This is a genomic window from Dactylosporangium aurantiacum, assembly GCF_000716715.1.
GTDB lineage: Bacteria > Actinomycetota > Actinomycetes > Mycobacteriales > Micromonosporaceae > Dactylosporangium > Dactylosporangium aurantiacum.
Window position 1 is genome coordinate 246,393 of sequence record NZ_JNYJ01000038.1, and the last position, 21,608, is coordinate 268,000.

The 21,608-nt window shown below is 72.8% G+C and carries 16 protein-coding genes and 2 pseudogenes; 11 read left to right on the forward strand and 7 right to left on the reverse strand.

Annotated elements, in window-relative coordinates; genetic code table 11:
• Positions 1 to 51: 51 nt before the first annotated feature.
• The gene (locus tag OP18_RS36065; RefSeq protein ID WP_081971393.1) at positions 52 to 1,269 is read right to left on the reverse strand and encodes a DMT family transporter; all 1,218 of its coding nucleotides are present in this window, start codon (positions 1,267 to 1,269) and stop codon (positions 52 to 54) included.
• 400 nt (positions 1,270 to 1,669) lie between these two features.
• On the opposite strand from OP18_RS36065, the gene OP18_RS36070 reads away from it, so the two are divergent.
• Positions 1,670 to 2,668, forward strand: coding sequence for a hypothetical protein (locus tag OP18_RS36070; protein WP_033363583.1), 999 nt, complete (start codon positions 1,670 to 1,672; stop codon positions 2,666 to 2,668).
• Between the two features lie 58 nt (positions 2,669 to 2,726).
• On the opposite strand, the gene OP18_RS36075 is transcribed toward OP18_RS36070, so the two are convergent.
• On the reverse strand, positions 2,727 to 4,313 hold the full coding sequence (locus OP18_RS36075) for a ricin-type beta-trefoil lectin domain protein (RefSeq protein WP_033363584.1): 1,587 nt from the start codon (positions 4,311 to 4,313) through the stop codon (positions 2,727 to 2,729).
• A gap of 128 nt (positions 4,314 to 4,441) precedes the next feature.
• Here OP18_RS36075 and OP18_RS53540 point away from each other — a divergent pair, with 128 nt between their 5' ends.
• Both OP18_RS53540 and OP18_RS36085 read left to right on the forward strand, forming a co-directional pair.
• Positions 4,442 to 8,377: a wHTH domain-containing protein gene (locus OP18_RS53540; RefSeq protein WP_156090033.1), complete on the forward strand. Its 3,936-nt coding sequence runs from the start codon at positions 4,442 to 4,444 to the stop codon at positions 8,375 to 8,377.
• Between the two features lie 55 nt (positions 8,378 to 8,432).
• Complete coding sequence (locus OP18_RS36085; RefSeq protein WP_156090034.1) at positions 8,433 to 10,025, forward strand: MFS transporter; 1,593 nt, start codon at positions 8,433 to 8,435, stop codon at positions 10,023 to 10,025.
• On the opposite strand, the gene OP18_RS36090 is transcribed toward OP18_RS36085, so the two are convergent.
• Positions 10,004 to 11,803 (reverse strand): sigma-70 family RNA polymerase sigma factor, encoded by a 1,800-nt coding sequence (locus OP18_RS36090; RefSeq protein WP_033363585.1) that lies wholly within the window; start codon positions 11,801 to 11,803, stop codon positions 10,004 to 10,006. The two genes, OP18_RS36085 and OP18_RS36090, sit on opposite strands and share 22 nt — an antisense overlap.
• Before the next feature lie 201 nt (positions 11,804 to 12,004).
• On the opposite strand from OP18_RS36090, the gene OP18_RS36095 reads away from it, so the two are divergent.
• Positions 12,005 to 14,518, forward strand: coding sequence for a Tex family protein (locus OP18_RS36095; protein ID WP_033363586.1), 2,514 nt, complete (start codon positions 12,005 to 12,007; stop codon positions 14,516 to 14,518).
• Positions 14,519 to 14,572: 54 nt separating this feature from the next.
• On the opposite strand, the gene OP18_RS36100 is transcribed toward OP18_RS36095, so the two are convergent.
• Together OP18_RS36100 and OP18_RS36105 are read right to left on the reverse strand one after the other, a co-directional pair.
• Positions 14,573 to 15,145 (reverse strand): class I SAM-dependent methyltransferase, encoded by a 573-nt coding sequence (locus OP18_RS36100; protein WP_033363587.1) that lies wholly within the window; start codon positions 15,143 to 15,145, stop codon positions 14,573 to 14,575.
• Entirely contained in the window at positions 15,142 to 15,477 is a 336-nt protein-coding gene (locus OP18_RS36105) for a winged helix-turn-helix transcriptional regulator (RefSeq protein ID WP_245635638.1), read from the reverse strand. Before OP18_RS36105 ends, OP18_RS36100 begins: the two co-directional genes overlap by 4 nt.
• Before the next feature lie 72 nt (positions 15,478 to 15,549).
• Here OP18_RS36105 and OP18_RS36110 point away from each other — a divergent pair, with 72 nt between their 5' ends.
• Together OP18_RS36110 and OP18_RS36115 are read left to right on the forward strand one after the other, a co-directional pair.
• Positions 15,550 to 16,512 carry a zinc-binding alcohol dehydrogenase family protein gene (locus tag OP18_RS36110; protein WP_052387836.1) on the forward strand — a complete coding sequence of 321 codons (963 nt, stop codon included), beginning with the start codon at positions 15,550 to 15,552 and terminating at the stop codon, positions 16,510 to 16,512.
• Positions 16,513 to 16,551: 39 nt separating this feature from the next.
• Positions 16,552 to 17,421, forward strand: coding sequence for a DUF2207 family protein (locus OP18_RS36115; RefSeq protein WP_033363589.1), 870 nt, complete (start codon positions 16,552 to 16,554; stop codon positions 17,419 to 17,421).
• Between the two features lie 196 nt (positions 17,422 to 17,617).
• Here OP18_RS36115 and rho read toward each other — a convergent pair.
• Positions 17,618 to 18,814, reverse strand: a pseudogene (gene rho / locus OP18_RS36120) (transcription termination factor Rho); the annotation flags it as partial.
• A 320-nt stretch (positions 18,815 to 19,134) separates the two neighbouring features.
• Between rho and OP18_RS36125 the strand changes: the two are divergent.
• The 4 genes from OP18_RS36125 (at position 19,135) to OP18_RS36140 (ending at position 20,462) form a co-directional block, all read left to right on the forward strand.
• On the forward strand, positions 19,135 to 19,398 hold the full coding sequence (locus tag OP18_RS36125; RefSeq protein ID WP_052387837.1) for a hypothetical protein: 264 nt from the start codon (positions 19,135 to 19,137) through the stop codon (positions 19,396 to 19,398).
• 44 nt (positions 19,399 to 19,442) lie between these two features.
• Positions 19,443 to 19,799, forward strand: coding sequence for an ATP-binding protein (locus tag OP18_RS53545; RefSeq protein WP_052387838.1), 357 nt, complete (start codon positions 19,443 to 19,445; stop codon positions 19,797 to 19,799).
• Positions 19,796 to 20,107 (forward strand): STAS domain-containing protein, encoded by a 312-nt coding sequence (locus OP18_RS36135; RefSeq protein ID WP_081971397.1) that lies wholly within the window; start codon positions 19,796 to 19,798, stop codon positions 20,105 to 20,107. The genes OP18_RS53545 and OP18_RS36135 overlap by 4 nt, the downstream gene beginning before the upstream one ends.
• A gap of 79 nt (positions 20,108 to 20,186) precedes the next feature.
• A complete protein-coding gene (locus OP18_RS36140; RefSeq protein WP_052387839.1) occupies positions 20,187 to 20,462 on the forward strand; it encodes a hypothetical protein in 276 nt (91 codons plus the stop codon).
• 154 nt (positions 20,463 to 20,616) lie between these two features.
• Here OP18_RS36140 and OP18_RS36145 read toward each other — a convergent pair whose 3' ends face one another.
• Positions 20,617 to 20,820, reverse strand: coding sequence for a cold-shock protein (locus OP18_RS36145; RefSeq protein ID WP_033363591.1), 204 nt, complete (start codon positions 20,818 to 20,820; stop codon positions 20,617 to 20,619).
• A gap of 522 nt (positions 20,821 to 21,342) precedes the next feature.
• Here OP18_RS36145 and OP18_RS36150 point away from each other — a divergent pair.
• Positions 21,343 to 21,608, forward strand: a pseudogene (locus tag OP18_RS36150) (hypothetical protein); the annotation flags it as partial.

Genomic DNA, 21,608 nt, shown 5'->3' on the forward strand with positions numbered 1-21,608 from the left:
CCGGACGGTCGGTCCCCTGCAGCTCAACCCCGCGGCGGAGGGCCGTGGCTTCTACACCTCGGGCCCGGTCCTCGCACCGGGCACGTGGACCGTCGTGGTCGCCGGTCCGGGTGCGGACCCGGTCAAGGCCACGTCGGTGGTGGAGGCCAGGGCCGCGCAGTCACCGCCGCCGCCCGTGTCCAGATCGGCGCCGCCGGCGCCGCGGTCCTCCTCGCACCTGTGGTGGTGGGGGCTCGCCGCGGCGGTCGCGGCGGGCGCGTTCGCGGTCACCGCGGTCGTGCGGCTGCGCCGCACCCGCTGACCCGCGCCGGTGGCCGGTGCGGTGCGGTCGTCCCGCACCAGCCGGCCTCCGGTGGCGGCCGGTGCGGTGCGGTCCTGCCGCACCCGCCGGCCCTCGGCGAAGGTCAACATCAGCACGGAGAGCAACAGCAGTCCCGCGCCGGCCGCTGACCACCCGGTCAGCGGCTCGTGCAGGACCACGACGCCGAGGGCGACCGCGGCGACCGGTTCGACCAGGGCCACGACCGCCGCGGTCGTGGCCCTGACCACGGTGAGGCCGGCGAAGAACAGCGCGTAGGCCAGGGCGGTCGGCACCGCGCCGAGGAACGCCAGCAGCCCGATCGTCTCGCCGGCGCCGCCCCGGGTGGGCAGCAGCCCCTCGGCCAGGGCGAGCGGCAGCAGGGCCACGGAACCGACCGCGAAACCGCCGAGCGCCGAGTCGTACGGGTCGTCCGTCGCGGCCCGGTTGAGCAGCGTGACGGCGGCGTACCCGGCCGCGGACACCAGTGCCACGGCGAGCCCCTGCAGCGGGCTGCGGCCCCCGCCGGACGCCCCCGTCAGCAGCACCAGACCGGCCAGCGACACCGCCATGATCGCGGCGCCGGCGCGGCCGAGCCGCTCACCGAGGAAGAGCCGCGCGCCGAGGGCGACCAGCACCGGCCCGGACCCGAGGACCACGACCGTGGCGACGGCGACGCCGGCCAGGTCGATCGCCACGTAGTAGGTCGTCTGGTAGAGCGCCATGCCCAGGCCGTTGAGCACCAGCCGGCCCCAGCCGCGCGGGGTGTCACCGTCCCGCCTGCCGAGCGGGCGCAGGGCCACGAGCAGCAGCAGGCCGCCGAGGTACCGCCAGAACGTGACCGCGACCGGGCCCAGGCCGCTGTGGTCGTACAGGACGGCCGCGACGAACCCTCCGACGCCCCACGCGACGGCCGCGAACGCGATGAAGCACAACCCCCGCCCGACGGACAGGATTGCATTATGTCCCATTTGTACTTGACTCCCGAATTGTCGTGAGAATAGACACCTTCACGAAACGCGGGCAGCCGTCATCGCCCCGGGACGTTGACCGGGGATTGTTTCGTTCGCCTGCCCGCTAGCGGATGGGCGGCGAAAGCACGACACGCAAGCACATGGAGCGCACGCTAGCGATCCCCCGGCGGCGGGACACCTGAATTGCCGTTCACGATCACGTTCTGGTGACAGATACCGGCGGGGCTCGTGATGATCATCACCGTTTGAGGCGACGTCACCCCAGCTGACCGGCGCTTTTCCGAGTGGCCGCGACAATCCGTGTCCGGCTTTTCATCGAATTGTCACCCTTCGATGGGACCCGGGTTTGGCGCATCGCCATTACGCTGTAGCGACACGCACAGCCGGAGGTCGCGCCGTGGCTCTTTCCGCACCCGACACGCTGGGTTCACCCGCGGAGGACGGCCTGCCCTGGACCCTCGACGGCGGCCGGGGCATCCTGGGTCTCGACCCCGTCACCGGCGCGCTCGTGCTGTGGGCCGCACTGATGGGCGTCATCGTCCTGTTCATCATCTTCGCCGCGATCCTGTCCCGCTGGAGCCTGCACCGCATCAACCGGGCCGAGCATCGCGCCGAGGTCGCCGAGGCCGACGCCAGCCTCAGCCCCGCCGAGCGGGCCCGCCTGCGCGTCGAGGCCGGCGAGCTGATCCGCCAGGCCGCCGCGACCGCCGCCGCCGCCAAGCGCGCCGAGCTGGAGGTCGTCGAGGCCCAGGCCCGCGCCCTCGCCGCGCAGCAGGCCCGCGAGGTCGCCTGGGCCACGTTCGACGTCGCCCAGAAGGCCTACGAGGAGGCCCTGCGCGCCGCCTCCGCCATCGACCCGGACGCCCCGACCGACGCGGAGGAGGACGACAAGCGCGAGATCTCCCGGGCCGCCCTGGCCGCCTTCAAGCGCGGCGACATCACCGTCGACGCCCTCGAGTCGGTCTTCCGCGGCGCCTCCGGCTGGGACCCGCTGCACGAGCTGCAGGCCCGCGAGATCGAGCTGCGCCGCTCCGCCGAGAGCCGGGCCCGCCGCCTGTACGACGCCGCCGCGGCGGCCGAGCGCGCCGCCGTCAAGGCCGCCGACGTGGCGGTCGTCGCCGCGCACGCCCTGGTCCAGGAGGCCGCGGAGGTCGCCGCCGAGGCCGCCGACCTGCGCAACACCCTCGACGCCGCCCGCCAGTCGGCGATCGTCGCCTCCACGATCACCCGCAAGAAGCGCCGCGTGCCGCAGCAGCGCACGAAGAACACCCGCGCCGCCGAGCCCCGCGCCGCCGTGGACACGACCGTCACGGTCCCCTCGGACCCGGACCGCACCCAGGACCTCCGCGGCGCCCTCGACGCCATGCCGGTCACCCCGCTCACCGAGGCCGCCTGATCCGACCCCCCGCGCGCGGCGGGCGGCATCGCGGCGCCACCGGGCGGGACCGTCGCGGTCAGTAGGCCTGGACGGTCCACTTCTGGTTCGGGGCGGCGGTGCAGTCCCAGATGATGACCGGGCTGCCGGCGCCGGTGGCGCCGTTCTGGACGTCGAGGCACCGCTTGGAGTTCACGTTCTGCAGGGTGCCGTCGCCGCGCAGCGTCCAGCGCTGGGCGGGGGTGCCGTTGCAGGTGAAGAGGCGCACCGGGGTCTGGTTGGCGGTGCCGGCGTTCTGCACGTCGAGGCAGCCGCCGTCGGCGCGGACGGTGCCGTCGGCCTGGAACGCCCAGCGCTGGTTGGAGCGGCCCGTGCCGCGGGGGTCGCAGTTGTCGATGACGGCACGGTTGGCCTCGCCGGCGCGGTACTCCAGGCACTTGCTCGAGCCGACGCCGCGCAGCTGGCCGCTGAGCCCGGGCGGCGGCGCCGGGGAGCTGGCGGACTTCGACGGGGACGCCGAGGCGCTCGGCGGCGGGGCGGCCGGAGCCGAGGACCTCGACCGGCTCGGCGACGCGCTCGCCGAGGCCGCGCCGCCGGACGGTGACGGCGAGCCGGCGTCCCTGGTCAGCTCGGGCAGGCCGTTCACCCCGGGGAACCGCTGCGGGCTGGCGTCCGCGGACGCCGGGGCCGGCGTGCTGCCGGTGCTGCGGACCAGCTGGAGGACGACGGCGCCGGTGACGAGCAGGATCAGCACGGCCACGGCGACCGCGCCGACCGGGTAGCGGCGCCACGCGGCGGCCCGGCGCCGGGCGCCGCGGTAGTCGGGGCCGTCCTCGTCGACGGGGTCGTCGGTGACGATGGCGACGGCCGGCGGCACGTAGTCGGCGACGGTCGGCGAGTCGTCGGCGGCCACCACGACCTGCGCCACCCCGACCGGCTGCGCCACCCCGACCGGCTGCGGCGCGACGACCGGCTCGGCGGCGCCGAGGGGCCCGGTGCCCAAAGGCTCGACGGCAGGCTCGGCAGAGGGCTCAGCGGCGGGCTCGACGACGGTCTCGGCAGAGGGCACGGCGAAGGGCTCGGCGGCGGGCTGGACGATGCGCTCGGCGGCGGGCTCGGCGAGCGGCTCGGCGACGACGGGCACGGACGCGACGACCGGAGCCGCCACGGCGGGAGCGGTGAAGTCGGCCGGATCCAGCAGGGCGGGTGCCTCGACGGACAGCGCCACCGGCGCAGCGTCCACGACGGGCGACTCGGCCGTGCTCGCCCGCATCTCGCCGGCGAGCGTGCCGACCGTCGCCGGATCCTCCGAGTCGAAGGGGTCGTCCTCGGCGGCGGCGTCCACGGCGCCGGCATCGTCCACCGCCGCGTCGGCGGCATCGTCGGAGGAGTCGAAGCCGGCGAAGAAGTCCGGCTCGTCGTCCGTGACGGGCACGGCCGGGATCGAGGCGGTCGCGATCGCGGTCGGGCCGCCGCGGCGCTGGCGGGGAATCGCCGCACCTGCCGGGAACGTCGGCTTCGCCGGGTTGAACGGCTCGGGCAGGAGGGGGACCTTCGCGGTGGCGGAGGCCGTCGGCGGGACGCGGTGCCGAGCCCTCCGGTCCGCACGCCGCGGCGTTGCGCCCGGCTGCTGCTCCTGCTCGTTGCCGTCGTCAACGGCGGACATACCCGAAGTGCTCCTTCCAGCGGCCATCCTTGCCCGCTGCACCGTAGCCTGCGCGAGCAAGGACGCGCGACCGGCCGTTCGGCCCCAACAGGAGCGGTCCGTTGCCATTGGCCGGTAAGTTTTCCCGCATGGCTCCTGACGGCTGGGAAACGTTCGCGGCACAGCACACGGTGTGGGGCCGGGTGACCGACGCAGCGTCACATCGCGACCGCGCGGTGACGCTCGTGCGCCAGCTCGCCGAGGCCAGGACGCGGGCGGCGGCCACGCTCGCCACCGAGCCGGCCGACCCGTGGCAGGACACGGACTTCGCGCGGCGGATGTCGGAGCAGGTGGCGAGCCTGATCGGGTTCCTGCCCGACGACGTGCGGTTCAGCGGGGCGGAGGCGGCGCTGCTGGTGACGACGCCCTTCCTGCACGACGCGCTGTGGGCGGGCATCGCCGCGGCCGAGCGCGGGGTGCAGCCGGGTGACCTCGAGCCGTCGCAGGACGCCTCCAGCGACCGGGCCGCGTTCGAGCGGTTCGCCCAGACCTACGCCCAGCCGCACCGCCGCGCGCTCGCCGCGATCCGGGCGGGCCGGCGGGAGGCCGCCGCGGAGCTGGGCTGGTGGCTGCTGCACCGGTGGATCGGCCGGCGGCCCGCGGCGTACCAGCCGGCGACGATCGAGGCGCTGATCCGCGGGCCGGAGGGGCAGACGCAGGACCTGAAGAGCGCGCTGGACGACGAGCCGCAGAAGCGCCTGGCCGAGCTGCTGCGGGCGATCCGCGCCGACCCCGCGTTCCTGAACCGGCACGACCGGCCGGAGTCGCTGGTGTCGCAGGACCGGCACGGCACGCGCGAGCGGCTGGTCGCGTTCCTGCTGACGATCGCCCGGTGGCTGGCGATCGAGGCGACGGTGCTGCCCGAGGTCATCGGCGAGCACCTCGGCATCGGCGACCCGGTCACGCCGCGGCAGGTCATCGACACGGTGCACGCGGCCCGGTGGGACCTGCGCGGCGCCACGCTGGTGCTCGACGCGGACTGCGCGCACCCGTCGATCGAGGTGGCGCTGCGGGTCCACATCGAGACGCTGAACCAGCTGCTCGCCGAGGCGCAGCGGGCGGCCGCCCGGGACGACTCCCTCATCGCGCTGCGCCACCTGCCGAACCGCGCGGCCACCGACGAGGTGCGCCCGGCGGTCGTCGACGGCGTCCCGGCCTACCAGTCGGCCGGGGTCCGGTTCCGGCTGGCCGAGGACCGGATCCGCGAGCTGCTGATGGGTGAGCAGCTGTACGGCGACCCGGCCCTGGCGATCCGCGAGCTGTACCAGAACGCCCTGGACGCGTGCCGGTACCGCGAGGCGCGCACGGAGTACCTGACCCGGACCACGGGTGAGACGCTGCCGTGGGACGGCCGGATCCGCTTCGTGCAGGGGGTCGACGAGTCCGGCCGGCCGTACCTGGACTGCGCGGACAACGGCATCGGCATGGGCGTACGGGAGCTGAGCGAGGTGTTCTCGCAGGCCGGTGTGCGCCTCGCCGACCTGCCGGAGTTCCTGGAGGAGCAGGCGGAGTGGGCCCGGCTCGACCCGCCGGTGCAGCTGTTCCCCAACAGCCGGTTCGGCATCGGTGTCCTGAGCTACTTCATGCTCGCCGACGAGCTGACGGTCGAGACGTGCCGGATGGGCCGCGACGGGCAGGCGGGTGAGCGGCTGCGGGTGTCGATCGCGGGTCCGGGCAGCCTGTTCCGGATCCAGGACCTCGGGCCGGGCACGGAGTCGGGCACGACGGTGCGGCTGCACCTGCGCGACGGGGTGACCGTGGCGTCCGTCGAGGAGCTGCGCAAGCTGCTGTGGGTGGCCGAGTTCGCCACCGACGCGACCGACGGCGTGGAGACCCAGCAGTGGGCGCCCGGGCAGCTGTCGGAGGCGGCCACCGCGCTCGACGACGACGAGGACGAGGACGAGGAGGGGGTCGGCGCCGGAGTGGTCGCGGCCGAGGGGTCGCGGGTGTGGTGGTGCAAGGGCACCGGCGCGCTGCTCGCCGACGGCCTCTACGCCGGCAAGGAGATCTTCGGCGCGGTGGTCAACCTCAACCGGGACCTCGCGCCGCGGCTGTCGGTCGACCGGACGAAGATCCTCGCGTACCGGGAGGACGACGTCGACCGGCTGCTGTGGGAGGCGGTGCCGGCGCTCACCGCACCGGGCACCACGCTGCTGGGCTACGAGTGGCTGTGCCGGCTGGCGCCGATCCGCCCGCTGGTCGCGGACCTGATCTTCGAGCAGGCGATCGAGCGCGGCCACGGCAAGTGGGACATGGACGGCGAGACCGTCGACGCCGCGGTCACCGGCTGTTTCGTGGCCAACGACGGGCCGGTCGGCGGGCCGGACGAGCTGGTCGAGTGGCGGCTGACGGCCCTGGCGGCCGGCGGGCGCTACCGCAAGGTGCTCAAGCCCGGCGCGGACTGGAAGCGCGCGCTGCGGTCCCGGCCGTCGGACGCGCTGCTGCTCAGCGTGGACGTCGACGGCACCGGCCCGTGGCTGGACCCGGTCGACATCGTGCCGCTGGTGCACCTGGTGCGGGCCGCGCGCAAGACCGGCCGCAGCGCGCCGGAGATCGCGGCCCGGCTCGACCAGCTCGGCTACGAGCCGTCGGTGGGCGCCGCGCAGGTCGGCGTCGACCCCGACGACCTGATCTTCACCAGCCGCGACGTGGACGGCACCCGGCCGTGGATGCACCCGGACCAGCCGGTGCACCTCGTACACCTGCTGCGGGCGGCACACAAGACGGGCCGGCCGATCCAGGAGATCGTCGCCCGGCTGCGGCAGCTGGGCTTCGACGTGGACGTCGACGTGGACATGCTGCCGATCGAGCAGTTCGGCCCGAAGGACCTGACGATCGCCAGCCGGGACCTCGACGGCTCGCACCCGTGGCTGGACCCGCGGGAGCCGGTGACGCGGCTGCACGTGCTGCGCGCCGCGCACAAGGTCGACCTGCCGGCCGACGAGACGGCGGCGCGGCTGGCGCTGCTGGGCTACCCGCTGGAGCCGGGCTGGGAGTCGCTGACGGTCGAGTCGGACGACCTGGTCCTCATCTCCCGGGACCTGGACAGTACGTCGCCGTGGCTGGACCTGTCGGAGGAGGTGGCGCCGGTGCACGTGCTGCGCGCCGCCGAGCGGACCGGCCGGCCGGTGGCCGAGGTGGTGGCGCGGCTGCGCAGCTTCGGCTTCACCCTTCCCGAGCTCCTGGACGCGCTCGAGGTGGTCAAGCTGGAGCCGGAGGACCTGCAGCTGGCGAGCCGGGACCTGGACAGCTCGCAGCCGTGGCTGGACTCGTCGCGGCCGGTGCCGCTGATCCACCTGCTGCGGGCGACGGAGGCGACCGGCCGGGAGATCGGTGACGTGGCGGCACGGCTCGCGGCGTGCGGGTACCGCGTCGACGTCGATCCCGACGCGATCCTGATCGACCACCTGGAGCCCGACGACCTGACCATCACCAGTGAGGACCTCGACGGCTCGGACCCGTGGCTGGACCCGATGAAGCCGGTGCCGACGATCCGCATCCTGCGGGCGGCGCAGCGGACCCGGCGCAGCGTGCACGACATCGCGGCCCGGCTGACGTTCCTCGGCTACGCGGTGAGCCTGCACGGCGGCGGCCCGTCGCTGGACCAGGTGGAGCCCGACGACCTGCTGATCACCAGCCGGGACCTGGACGGGTCGCAGCCCTGGCTGGACCTGGACGAGCAGGTGCCGCTGCCGCACCTGTTGCAGGCCGCGCGGCGGGTCCGCCGGCCGGTGCACGAGATCGCCGCGCGGCTGGAGACGCTGGGGTACAACGTCGACGTCGACCTCAGCAGCATCCAGGTCGACTCGGTGAAGCCCAACGACCTGCTGCTGGCCAGCACGGACCTGGACGGCTCCCGGCCGTGGCTGGACGCGGGTCAGCCCGTGCCGCTCAACCACCTCCTCGCCGCAGCGCAGAAGATCCGCAAACCGATCGAGGAGGTGTCGAGCCGGCTGCGGGCGCTGGGCTACTCGGTGCCGGACGTCGACACCCGCCTGCCCAGGCTGCGCCCCGGCGGCGTGTAGGGCCGTCGCGGCCGCGGCTTGGAGGATGCCCGTCAGATAGGCGAGAATCAATTCGATGTCTCCCTATCGACCGGTCGTCCGGCATCCGGTGTTCAACCGGGTCCTGCCAGGGCTGGTGCTCTCGGCGCTGGGCGACGGGATGAGCTCGGTCGCCGTCGGCTGGCTGGCGCTGCAGCTGGCGCCGCCGGGCGCGCGGGGGCTGTGGGTCGGGCTGGCCATCGCCGCGTACGCGCTGCCCGGCGCGGTCGGCGCGGTCGCGTTCGGGCCGCTGCTGCGGCGGCGGGGCGCGGCCCAGCTCGTCGCGTGGGACGGTGCGCTGCGGGCGGTGTTCCTCGGCGGCATCGCGCTGCTGTCGTCCTGCGGCGGCCTGTCGATCGTCCGGTACGTGCTGCTGCTCGCCCTGTCCGCGCTGCTGTCGGCGTGGGGGTCGGCCGGCCGGTACACCGTCATCGCCCAGGTGCTGCCCGCCGCGCTGCACCTGCCGGCGAACGCGCTGCTCACGGTCATCGCCGAGGCCTCGACGGTGGCCGGCCCGGCGATCGCGGGCCTGCTGATCGCGGTCCTCGGCGCGCCGGCGGTCCTGGCCGTCGACGCCGCCACGTTCGCCGTGCTCGCCGTGTCGTTCCTGCAGATCAGGTCGGAGACGCCGACCGCCGTGCCGGCCGACGGGCGCAGCGAGGGCTTCGCGGCGATCCGCCGCGACCCGCGGCTGCGGCGGCCGATGGTGCTGACGTTCTGGTTCTTCCTGCTGTTCGGCCCGCTGCCGGTCGCGATGCCGCTGTTCGTGTCGTCCGTGGACGAGATCGGGCTGGTGTACACCGCGTTCGGCGTCGGCGCGGTCGCCGGCGCGGTCGTCACCGGCCACCTGCGCCGCCTGCCGCTGTGGCGGACCATGATGGGCGTCGTGATCGGCTTCGGGCTGCTGGTCATGCCGCTCGGGCTGCCGCTGCCGCTGTGGGCGCACATGATCACGCTCGCGCTGGCCGGGCTCGCGTGGGCCCCGTACCCGACGACCAGCATGTCGCTGTTTCAGCGCACGGTGCCGGCCGGGCAGCTGCCGCCGGTGCTCGCCGCCCGCGGGGCCGTGCTCGTCGTGGCCACGCCGCTGGGCACGCTGCTGGGCGCGCCGTTGGTGCAGGCGGCCGGGGCGTCGGCCACGTTCGTCGTCTGCGGCGCGGCGACCACGGCGGTCGGGCTGCTCACCCTCGCCGCGCACCTGCGGCGGCGCGGCCGGGCGTTACGCCACGTCGTCCAGCACGTTGCGGTAGGAGCACAGGCGGCGCGTGTACTCCCGCAGCACGTCGATCGCCTCGTCGAGGTCGTCGGTCAGCACGTCGGGCAGGTCGACGAGCAGGCGCCGGCCGTCGACCGTGCCGTAGCCGCTGACCTCGAACGCGCCGTCGCGCACCCACAGGTCGACGCCCAGGTCGACGGTGGTCCGGTCGTAACGCAACACCACCCCGACGAGCGCGAACGGCGCCTCGCCCGGCCCGATCCGCCCGATCAGCTCCCAGTGGATGGGGCCGTGCGTCGCGGCCACCTGCTGGCCGTACCGCTGGAAATCCTCACAGGCGTCGTTGAGCGCACCGAGCAGTGTGGCGGCGCCACCCGATCTCGCGTCCATGATCATCCTCCTGCTGCGCGATAGGCGGCACCGACCCCGGTCGGGGTGGTGCCGTTGCTGTAGAGGCCGGTGTCGCCCGCTTTGGAGCTGTACAGGATGAACCAGGCGTACCGCTCCACGAAGGACAGGCCCTCGAGCATCGCCGTCGAGCTCTTCACGAAGCTGACCTGCTGGTCCGTGCTCGGGTAGACGGTGCCGTTGTCGAACCGCATCAAGGCGTACTCGGTCAGCCAGATGGGTAGTTTGTACCGGTTGTACACGTTCTGCAGGTAGCGCTTGAGCTGGTTGGGCGCGTCGGGCCCGAAGTCGCCGCCGTACCAGTGCAGCGCGATGAAGTCGACCCGGTAGCCGCGCGCCTTCGCTCCGCTCATGAACCGGTCGAGCCAGCCGCCGGCGGTGTCGCCGCCGTACGCGACCGCCGGGCTGCCCAGGCGCAGGCCGGACGCCTGCAGCTTCGGCCACAGGTCGAGGACCTGCTCCGGGCTCATGTTCGACTGTTCCTTCAGGTCCGGCTCGTTGAAGCCGAGCAGCACCTTGCCGTTGGCCTTGGCCTTGGCCACGTCGGCGTCGACGTTCGCGGTGCCCCACACCATCGGCACGAACTCGACCCCGCTGGTCGCGCCGAAGCTCGGGCTCGGCGACCAGTTGTAGTACCAGCCGGCCTTCATGTCCTTGACCGCCGCCTGGTTGAAGGTCACCTTGCCGTTGGTGCTGACCCCCTTCTTCGGGCTCTTCACCGCCGGCGGCAGCGCCACCGGCGCGCTGCTGGTCCTGCTCGGTGCCGGGCTGGACGGCGGTGCGCTGCTGGGCGCGCCGCTCGCGCTCGGCTGCGCGGTCGGCGACCCGCCCGGCTGCGACACCACGGCCGGCCGCTGCTCGCCCTGGGTGGTCACGTAGACGGCGCCGGCCGCCCCGGCGATGGCGACGGTGGCGGCGACCCCCGCCAGGGCCGGTTTCGCCGCCCCGAACCAGCCCAGGAGCAGGCCCTTGAGCCCCTTCGCGGAGATCGCGGTGGTCGCGATCGCGCCGGTCTTCGCCGCGGCCGCGCTGAACACGAACGGCACCGGCACCAGCGAGATGCCGGCGAGCAGGCGCTCCGCGGCCACCATGTCCATCCACGCCCGGTCGCAGCGCTGGCACTCCCGGGTGTGCCGGGCCAGCCGCTTGCGCCACAGGGCGCTCGGCCGCCCGTCCCAGCTGGTGACGATGGCCTGCAGCTCGGGGCAGCGGGGGCGCGCGGCCAGCGCCCGCACCACCGCGCGGGCCGCGTCCAGCTGCGCCTTCATCCGCTGGATCCGCACCGCCGCGTGCTGCCTGGTGATCCGCAGCGCGTCGACGACCTCGTCGCGCTCCAGCTGGCCGGCGGCCTCCAGCCACCACAGCGACAGCAGCTCCCGGTCGTCGTGGTCGAGCCACCGGGTCGCCTCGGCGACCTCCTGCCGCTGGCCGGACAGCCGCAGCCGGGTGATCGCCAGGTCGGCGAAGTCGGCGCCGGGGTCCGCGGTGTCGGTCGGGTCGGCCCAGTCGCCGACCAGCGGCGCCTGGGTCTGCCGGCGGTGGCGGTCCCGGACCTGGTGCATCGCGATGGCGACGGCCCACGACCGGAAGCTGTCCGGCTCGCGCAGCCGCGGCAGGCCGTCGACGATGCGCAGCATGGTCTCCTGCACCACGTCGTCGACGTCGGCGTGGCCCTGCAACGCCCGCCCCACGATGTTGTAGATCAGCGGCAGGTACTCGGCGACCAGCGCGTCGAGCGCCCTCTGATCCCCGTCGCGTGCCGCGATCACCGTGGCCGTGCCCATCCGCACCCTCCTGTCGAACTATTCAGGAGACGGGGGGCGGCCGGGTCAATAACGCTTTCTTCGCGAGTTTTTCCAGGTCACGTTGGGCTCATGGTCAAACTACGCTCGGTCTCCGGGTCCCGGTGACGTTTCCCGGCGGCTTCCGGCGTGGCCTCGCGTGCCTTCGCGGTGGGCGTGGGGCGTGGGGCAGAATGCAGGATCGTGACGACCTCCATTCAGCAGCGGATCGCCGAGGAGCTCGGCGTCAAGGAGCGGCAGGTGACCGCGGCGGTCGAGCTGCTCGACGGCGGCGCGACCGTGCCCTTCATCGCCCGGTACCGCAAAGAAGCGACCGAGATGCTCGACGACACCCAGCTGCGCACCCTGGAGGAGCGGCTGCGGTACCTGCGGGAGATGGAGGAGCGCCGGACCGCGATCATCGAGTCGATCCGGACCCAGGGCAAGCTCGACGACGCCCTCCTGGCGCAGATCATGGCCGCCGACTCCAAGGCCCGGCTCGAGGACATCTACCTGCCGTACAAGCCGAAGCGCCGCACCAAGGCGATGATCGCCCGCGAGGCCGGCCTGGAGCCGCTCGCCGACGGGCTGCTCGCCGACCCGACGGTCGAGCCGGTGGCCGCCGCCGCGGTCTTCGTCGACGCCTCGAAGGGTGTCAACGACGCCGCCGCGGCCCTGGACGGGGCGCGGGCGATCCTGGTGGAGCGCTTCTCCGAGGACGCCGACCTCATCGGTGAGCTGCGCGAGAAGATGTGGGCGCAGGGCCGGCTGGTGTCGAAGATGCGTGACGGCAAGGAGACCGACGGGGCGAAGTTCTCCGACTACTTCGACTTCAGCGAGCCGTTCACCAAGCTGCCCTCCCACCGGATCCTCGCCATGTTCCGCGGCGAGAAGGAGGAGATGCTGGACCTGGTGCTGGAGCCGACCCAGGATCCTGACGCCCCGTCGCTGTACGAGCCGACGATCGCCGCCAAGTTCGGCATCCGCGACGAGGGCCGGCCCGCCGACAAGTGGCTCAACGACACCGTCCGGTGGGCCTGGCGCACCCGGATCCTGGTGCACCTCGGCATCGACCTGCGGATGCGGCTGTGGCAGGCGGCCGAGGAGGAGGCGGTGCGGGTCTTCGCCGCCAACCTGCGCGACCTGCTGCTGGCCGCCCCGGCCGGCACCCGCGCCACGATGGGCCTCGACCCCGGCTTCCGCACCGGCGTGAAGGTCGCCGTCGTCGACGCCACCGGCAAGGTCGTCGACACGCACACCATCTACCCGCACGTGCCGCAGAACAAGTGGAACGAGTCGATCGCGATCCTCGCCGCGCTGTGCCAGAAGCACGACGTCGAGCTCATCTCGATCGGCAACGGCACCGCCTCGCGCGAGACCGACAAGCTCGCGGCCGACCTGATCAAGCAGTACCCGCAGCTCAACGTCACCAAGGTGATGGTCTCCGAGGCGGGCGCGTCGGTGTACTCGGCCTCCGCGTTCGCCGCCCAGGAGCTGCCCGGCATGGACGTGTCCCTGCGCGGCGCGGTCTCCATCGCCCGGCGCCTGCAGGACCCCCTCGCCGAGCTGGTGAAGATCGACCCGAAGTCCATCGGTGTCGGCCAGTACCAGCACGACCTGTCCGAGTCGAAGCTGTCCCGCTCGCTCGACGCGGTCGTCGAGGACTGCGTCAACGGCGTCGGCGTCGACGTCAACACCGCCTCGGCGCCGCTGCTGACCCGCGTCTCGGGCATCGGCGGCAGCCTCGCCGAGGCGATCGTCGCGCACCGCGACGCGCACGGCCCGTTCCGGTCCCGCAAGGCCCTCAAGGACGTGGCCCGCCTCGGTCCCAAGGCGTTCGAGCAGTGCGCAGGCTTCCTGCGCATCCGCGACGGCGAGGACCCGCTCGACGCCTCCAGCGTGCACCCCGAGGCCTACCCGGTGGTCCGGCGCATCCTGTCGGCGACCGGCAGCGACGTGAAGTCGCTGATCGGCAACGGCACCGCGCTGGCCAAGCTCAAGCCGGCCGACTTCGTCGACGACACCTTCGGCCTGCCGACGGTCACCGACATCCTGAAGGAGCTGGAGAAGCCGGGCCGCGACCCGCGTCCCGCCTTCAAGACCGCCACCTTCGCCGACGGCATCGAGAAGATCTCCGACCTGTCCCCCGGCATGCTCCTGGAGGGCGTGGTCACCAACGTGGCCGCCTTCGGCGCGTTCGTCGACGTCGGCGTCCACCAGGACGGCCTGGTGCACGTGTCGGCGCTGTCGTACACGTTCGTGAAGGACCCCCGCGAGGTGGTCAAGCCGGGCGACATCGTCCGGGTCAAGGTCCTCGACGTCGACATCCCGCGCAAGCGCATCTCGCTCACCCTGCGCCTGGACGACGAGGCCCAGCTCTCGGGCGCCCCGGCCGGCTCGGCCGGCGGCGCCGGCGGAGCGCGCGGCGCCGGTGGCGGTGGCGGCGGCGGCCGCGGGCCGGGCGGGCGCGGCGGCCAGGGCGGCGGGCACGGCGGCGGCCCGCGCAGCGGCTCCGGTGGTGGGGGCGGCGGTCCGCGCAGCGGCTCGGCCGGTGGCGGCGGCCAGCGTGGCGGTCAGGGCGGCGGTCAGGGCCGGGGCGGCGACTCCCGCGGCGGCGGCCGGCAGCGCGACAGCGGCGGCCTGCAGAACAGTGCCCTCGCCGACGCCCTGCGCCGGGCCGGGCTGGACAAGGGCCTCGACGGGCTCAACAAGAAGTAGGAAGCTTCCCCGGGCACCAGCGCCGGCGGCCCGCGCGGCCGCCGGCGCGTCCGGTCAGCGGAGGCGCCAGATCGTGGTGCGCATCGTGCACTGGTCCTCGAGCTTGACGCGGACCGGCACCTCGTACGTGGCCAGCGCCTCGAACAGCCGGGTCGGCAGGTAGCCGCGGCCCGGGTCGCCGACGAGGACCTCGGCGCCGCTGCGGCGCAGGAAGCCCAGGACGCGCTCGGCGACGGGGCCGCTGTAGAACACGTCCCCGGCGACGATGACCTCGGCGGTGACCGGGACCGTCGAGGTGACGAGGTCGACGCCGTTGGCGCGGGCGTTGCGCGCGCAGGCCTCCAGCGCGGCAGGGTCGGTGTCGACCGCGGTGACGGTGCACGCGCCGGCGCGGGCGGCGGCGATGCCGACGAGGCCGGAGCCGGCGCCCAGGTCCATGACGGAGCGGCCCGCGACGTACAGCGGCTGGTCGAGCAGGAAGCGGCCGAGGGCCATGCCGCCCGGCCAGGCGAAGGACCAGAAGGGTGGGGGCGCGTCGCTGCGGTACTCCCCGCCGGTGGCGTCGAACAGGCCCGCGTCCTCGTCGGCGAGGTCCAGGGTGAGCTCGGGCAGCAGCGGGATGATCATGCCGCCGCCGGGAACCGGTGGATGTTGGACTCGACCCAGGTGCGCAGGTGGGCCAGGGGCGCGCAGGCGTCCCGGCCGAGAGGGGTCAGCGCGTACTCGACCCGCAGCGGCACCTCGGCGAACACCTCGCGGGTGACCAGGCCGTGCTCCTCGAGCTTGCGCAGGGTGACAGTCAGCACCTTGGGGCTGATGCCCTGCAGGCGCCCCCGCAGGCTGCCGAAGCGTTGCGGGCCGTCCTCGAGGGCGCCGAGGGCGAGCGCGCTCCACTTGTTCGCGAGCAGGTCGAGCATGTCGCGGCAGGGGCAGCACGCCGCATAGACGTCGTCGGGCACGCGGCCAACAGTACCCAATGGAAACTCATCACCCTTGCGGGTAACTAGGGCGTAGTGGATAGCGTCGCCGGCATGGACACGAAGATGCCGGCCGTGATCAGCACGGCGCAAGGGTTGCGGGACGTCGAGTTGCCGGTGCCGACCCCGGGTGCGCGGGACCTGCTGGTCCGGGTGCACGCCGTCTCGGTGAACCCGGTCGACCACAAGGTGCGCCGCGGCGGCGGCGACAAGGTGCTGGGCTGGGACGCGGCCGGGGTGGTGGTAGCGGTGGGCAGCGAGGTGAGCCTCTTCACCCCCGGCGACGAGGTGTACTACGCGGGCAGCATCGACCGGCCGGGCACCAACGCGCGGCTGCACCTGGTCGACGAGCGGATCGTCGGGCACAAGCCGCGGTCGCTGAGCTTCGCCGCCGCGGCGGCGCTGCCGCTGACGACGATCACGGCGTGGGAGACGCTGTTCGACCGGTTCCGGCTGGACGCCGGGTCGACGGGCACGCTGCTGGTGCTGGGCGCCGCCGGCGGGGTCGGCTCGATGGTGATCCAGCTGGCGCGGGCGCTGACGGGCCTGCGGGTGGTCGGGTCCGCGTCACGTGACGAGTCTCGCACCTGGGCCCTGGACCTGGGGGCGCACGACGTCGTGGGCCACGACGACCTCCCCGAAGGGGTGGATTACATCTTCTCGCCGAACACGGGCGCGCCGGGGCTGATCGAGCGCTTCGCGCGGATCCTCCGGCCCGGCGGCGCGATCACCGCGATCGACGAGCCGGAAGGGCTGGACCTGCTGCCGTTGAAGGCGAAGAGCATCAGCTTCCACTGGGAGCTGATGTTCACCCGGCCGCTGTTCCAGACGCCCGACATGATCGCCCAGCACGAGCTGCTGGACCGGGTCGCCGACCTCGTCGACGCGGGCACGATCCGCTCGACGCTCACCACCCAGCTGTCGCCGATCGACGCGGCGACGCTCACCCGAGCCCACGAAATGGTTGAAGGCGGACATATGGTCGGCAAGGTGGTCGTCGCGGAGCCGCTACAGTAATTCCTCGAAGTCTCCCCATCCCCCGTGGGAAGGACCGTCGTGGACTGGCCTCCGTTCCTTGAGTTCAGCGTGCCCACCGCGCTGGCCGTCTGGGTCGCCGCGGTGGCGGTGAGCCTGTGGCGCTCCCGTCCGCGGCTGCCCGAGCCCGGGCCGGCCCGCTCGGACCTGCCGGGGCAGGAGCCGCCGGCGGTGGTCAGCCTGATGGTCAACCGGTGGCGTTCCGACGAGGACGCGATCGACAGCACCCTGCTGGACCTGGCGGCCCGGGGGTTCCTGGAGCTGCGGGAGACCGGTGCCGAGCCGGCGCAGACGACGGCCCGGCTGCGCAAGGGCGACGGGCGCAGCCTGACGTCCTATGAGCAGCAGATCCTGGACCGGGTGCACCGCCTGTCGGTCAACGGGGAGACGACGCTGACCAGCCTGGCCTTCGACAGCTGGACGGAGGCGCGCAAGTGGCGGCGCGCCTTCTACCAGGCCGTGGTGCAGGAGGCGCGGGCGCGCGGGCTGTGCCGGCCGCGCCTGTCCTCGACGACGCGGCGGGCGCTGCTGCTCGGCGCGATCGTGCCGGCGGTGCTGATGTTCGTGACCTGGTGGTGGGTGGACAGTGAGCTCAGCGCCAAGGTGCCCGACCAGGTCACCGGCGCGATCATCGGCGCCGCCGCGGTCTATCTGGCGCAGTACTTCGTGGTCGACTTCGGCTGGGCCGACCAGACCACCCCGGAGGGGGTGGCCGCGACGGAGAGCTGGCTGGCGCTGCGGGAGCACCTGAGCACGGTCGAGGGCGTGGCCGATCTCGCCCCGGCCGACGTCGCGTCGTGGGGTCGTGAGATGGCGTACGCCTCAGCCCTGGGCGTCCTGTCCGCCGACGAGGCACTGGTGCGCCTCACGCCCGGAGCCCGCTCCCGCTGAGCCGCGCGGGGCCCGCTGAGCCGCGCGGTGCCCCTCCTCCTTGAGCCGCACGGAACCTGCTCCCGCTGAGCCTGCTCCCTGGGCCTGCTCCCCGTTGGGCCAGGCGGAACCTGCTCCCGCTGAGGCGGGCAGAGCCCGCTCCCGCGCATCACGCCCGGGCCGCGCTTCCGCCGCGCCGCCCCGGCGCGGGCGGCGGTCAGCTCGCGTTGCCGCGCAGCAGCAGGGTGAGGAACTCGGCGTTGGACTGGGTCTTCGCCAGCCGGTCCAGCAGCTGCTCGGTGGCCGACTGGTTGCTGGCGGCCAGCGCCTTGCGGAGGCGGGAGACGGCGAGCAGCTCGTCGGGGTGCAGGATGACGTCGTCGCGGCGGGTGCTGGAGGCGTCGATGTCGATCGCCGGGAAGACGCGGCGGTCGGCAAGCTTGCGGTCGAGCTTGAGCTCGGCGTTGCCGGTGCCCTTGAACTCCTCGAAGATGACCGTGTCGCCGGTCGAGCCGGTCTCGACCAGGGCCGAGGCGATGATGGTGAGCGACCCGCCGTTCTCGATGTTGCGGGCGGCGCCGAGGAGGCGCTTCGGCGGGTAGAGCGCGTTGGCGTCGATGCCGCCGGTCAGGATGCGGCCGGAGGCCGGGGCGGAGTTGTTGTAGGCCCGGCCGAGCCGGGTGATGGAGTCGAGCAGCAGGACCACGTCGTGGCCCAGCTCGACGAGCCGCTTGGCGCGCTCGATGGCGAGCTCCGCGATGCCGGTGTGCTCCGACGGCGGCCGGTCGAACGTGGAGGCGATGACCTCGCCCTGGATGGACCGCTGCATCTCGGTGACCTCTTCGGGTCGCTCGTCGATGAGCAGGACCATGATGTGGACCTCGGGGTTGTTCCGCGCGATCGCGTTGGCGATCGACTGCAGGACCATCGTCTTGCCGGCCTTCGGCGGTGAGACGATGAGCGCGCGCTGGCCCTTGCCGATCGGCATGACCAGGTCGATGAGCCGGTTGGTCAGCTGCCGCGGCCCGGTCTCCAGGCGCAGCCGCTCCTGCGGGAACAGCGCGGTGAGCTTGCTGAACTCGGGCCGGTTGCGGGCCCATTCGGGATCGTTGCCGTGGACGGTGTCCAGGCGGGTGAGGGTCGAGCCGTTGGCGCTGCCGGTGATCGCGTCGCCGTGGCGCAGCCCGTACCGCCGGACCATGGCTGCCGGGATCGTGACGTCGTCCGGGCCGGGGCTGTAGCTGTCGACCCGCAGGATCATCTTGTCGCGGTGGAGGTCGGCGATGCCGGCCACGTCGCGGGCCTCGCCCGACTCCGGGGGCTGAGGCTGGTTGCCGGGGCGGCTGTGGTCCCGGTTGCGCGGAGATCGGGTGCGGCGGGGCTTCGCCGGATGACTCTGCTTGGCGTTTCGATCCAACACTTCGGTTGGGGCCATGGGCGTCCTCCTCGGGACTGGCGTGTGAGATGGCTTGTGTCCCTGAGAACACTGGCCGAAACGCGTGTGACTGTGGCTTCCTGCGAGAGGGCGTGACACGCGTTTGAGAAAGGTGGTCCCCGGGCGACAGACTGCCGACTTCCGCGGGACTGGCTTGACCGTAGCTCGTCAAGCCGTCCAGGGCAAGTATCTGTCCGTAGTCGACACGCTACCTTCCGGCAACCGTGCGGCGGACCAACCCGCACCATCCCGGCGGAACTCTGATTGGTGTCAGACAGCACACCAGCTCGGGGGTTGACATGAACAGCACGTTCGACGCGGTCCGCGCCGAGGCCCTCTTCGCCTCCGCCCTGCAGGCGTCGCAGGCGCCGACACCGGTGCAGGTCCGCGCCGCGGTGACCGCGACCCTGCGCCGCTTCGGCGTCAAGGGCTGCGCCGCCCGGGTCGCCGGCGAGTTCGGCGAGTACCCGGAGACCGCCGCCGCGCGGATGAGCTGGGCGCTCGGGATGATCGAGACCGCGTACCAGGACCTGGCCGCCCGCGAGTTTGCATACGCCGGCTGACCTGCGAGGCGTTTCCGATCTCCGTGATGCGGTAAGACTGCAGTGTGGACCTGCGCCTGACCGTCGACCTGCCGCGCGATCTCGATCGCATGAACACCCTCAGGCACGTCCTGGACGGCGCGCTCGCCGGCCTCGGCGTCGACGAGCAGAAACGCACCGACATCGGCCTGATCGTCTCCGAGACGTGGGCGAACGTGATCACCCATGTGCGGGTGGGCGTCGCCTTCCAGGTCCGCGCCACCGTTGACGAGAAGGCGTGCGTGATCGAAGTCACGTCACCCCCGGACGCTCCCGACGCGCTCCTTCCGTCGCAACCTTCCCTGCAGGTCGTCTCGGCCCTGGCCGACACCGTCGACGTCGGTAGGGACGACCTGCTGCTGAGAGTGGTGAAGCAGCTGTGACCGCATTCGCCGCGATGGTCTCCCCCGCCGCCGACGGCTCGGTCACGGTGACCGCCACCGGCGAGCTCGACATGACGAGCGCACCCACCCTCATCGAGTCGCTGCGCGACGCCATCCGCGCGTACGCGCCCACCCGGGTCGATCTCGACCTCACCGGCGTGCCCTTCATGGACTCGACCGGCATCCAGGTACTGGTAGCCGCCCAGGCCGACGTGGACGGCGACCTGCGCATCACCGGCACCAGCCCGGCCGTGCACCGGCTGCTGCAGCTGACCGGCCTGCTCGAGACGTTCGGACTCACCGTTTAGCAACCGAACAGCGATCATCTCGGCACCCGGCCAGGAGTTAGCTGGACCACAGCAGGGAGCAACGAGCAGGAGGTACACCATGGAGTCAACATTCGAAGCGGTCCGCGCCGAAGCACTCTTCGCCTCCACGTTGCAGATGTCGCAAGGAGCGGCGGACGCCGACGTGCGTGCCGCGGTGACGATGACCCTGCGGCGCATCGGCGTGCAGGGCTGCGTCTCGCGGGTCGCCACCGAGTTCGGTGACCACCCGGAGACGGCCTCGACCCGGATGAAATGGGCGCTGCGGATGATCCGGCACGCGTACGCCGAGTCGTGCACGCCCGAGGTCCATGCCAGCCCGGCCGCCCTGGCGTAGGCGGCCCCGCACGGGAAGCGCCCCATGAGCCCACCCGATGACCGTGCACACCGGATGACCGTGAACACCGCAAAGCCCCCGCCGGAAAGCTCCGGACGGGGGCTTGCTACTCCTTCGGCCGTGAAGCGGGTCTCGGCCTACGACTGGGGGTGTGTCAGACCGGACGGATGTTGTCGGCCTGAGGCCCCTTCTGGCCCTGAGTGATCTCGAACTCGACCTTCTGACCCTCGGTCAGCTCGCGGTAGCCGGTGGCCTGGATCGCCGAGTAGTGCGCGAACACATCGGGTCCACCGTTGTCCTGCGAGATGAAGCCGTAGCCCTTCTCCGAGTTGAACCACTTCACCGTGCCTGATGCCACGTGTAACTCCTTAGCGACGACACCCCGATCCGCACCTCACGGATCAATGTTGAATCAGGTGCACGCCACGGGTGAGACGGTAGCTTGCGCGCTGCGAAAACGCAGCCCCGGTATCGGCATACGGACCCGATCGACTACCGAATCGAAATGCACAACCATTGCTTTGATACACACAGCGTATTGAGACGATGTACGTTCAGTGATATAGCGAGCCGCTTCAACATCGTGGGAGCGCTCATCTCGCTTTTGGCGCATCGTTCTAGTACAGTCGGGCTCGGTCGCCTCGTCCGAACGGACGATTTAGGGCTTACCGTCCAGCAGCGGCGGAATGGGCCCTCCGGCTGACCTCGCAGGTCTTGCACCGGCGCTCAAACAACGGGTGCCGAGAGCGATTCCCGACCGGCGCCGGCTTCAGTGCGCGCAGCGCCAGCCCGGCACGGTGACGAAACCCCTTCCCGCACGGCCGCCAGTGCCGTGCCGTCACCGCGGATCCGGTCACCCGCACCAGAAGGGTCATTCCCGATGACGATCTCTGTCTCCGCCTCCGCTCCTGCCACCGCCCCGACGTCGCGGGACGTCAGCCGCGCCATCGCCAGGAGCCACGAGACCCCGACCGAGACCAGCAGCAGGGCCAACGACGCGCAGGCCAAGGCCCTGCTGTCCCTGCTCGCCGACCTGCCCGCCGGCGCCGACCGCGACCGGGTCCGGGCCCGGCTCATCGAGCTGTACATCCCGCTCGCCGAGTACCTCGCGCGCCGCTTCCGCAACCGCGGCGAGCAGTTCGACGA

Bases quoted from the DNA above. Each gene is read 5' to 3' on its own strand.
- OP18_RS36065 (WP_081971393.1), bottom strand. From the start codon at position 1,269: ATGGGACATAATGCAATCCTGTCCGTCGGGCGGGGGTTGTGCTTCATC.
- OP18_RS36075 (WP_033363584.1), bottom strand. From the start codon at position 4,313: ATGTCCGCCGTTGACGACGGCAACGAGCAGGAGCAGCAGCCGGGCGCA.
- OP18_RS53540 (WP_156090033.1), top strand. From the start codon at position 4,442: ATGGCTCCTGACGGCTGGGAAACGTTCGCGGCACAGCACACGGTGTGG.
- OP18_RS36085 (WP_156090034.1), top strand. From the start codon at position 8,433: ATGTCTCCCTATCGACCGGTCGTCCGGCATCCGGTGTTCAACCGGGTC.
- OP18_RS36090 (WP_033363585.1), bottom strand. From the start codon at position 11,803: ATGGGCACGGCCACGGTGATCGCGGCACGCGACGGGGATCAGAGGGCG.
- OP18_RS36100 (WP_033363587.1), bottom strand. From the start codon at position 15,145: ATGATCATCCCGCTGCTGCCCGAGCTCACCCTGGACCTCGCCGACGAG.
- OP18_RS36110 (WP_052387836.1), top strand. From the start codon at position 15,550: ATGGACACGAAGATGCCGGCCGTGATCAGCACGGCGCAAGGGTTGCGG.
- OP18_RS36125 (WP_052387837.1), top strand. From the start codon at position 19,135: ATGAACAGCACGTTCGACGCGGTCCGCGCCGAGGCCCTCTTCGCCTCC.
- OP18_RS36140 (WP_052387839.1), top strand. From the start codon at position 20,187: ATGGAGTCAACATTCGAAGCGGTCCGCGCCGAAGCACTCTTCGCCTCC.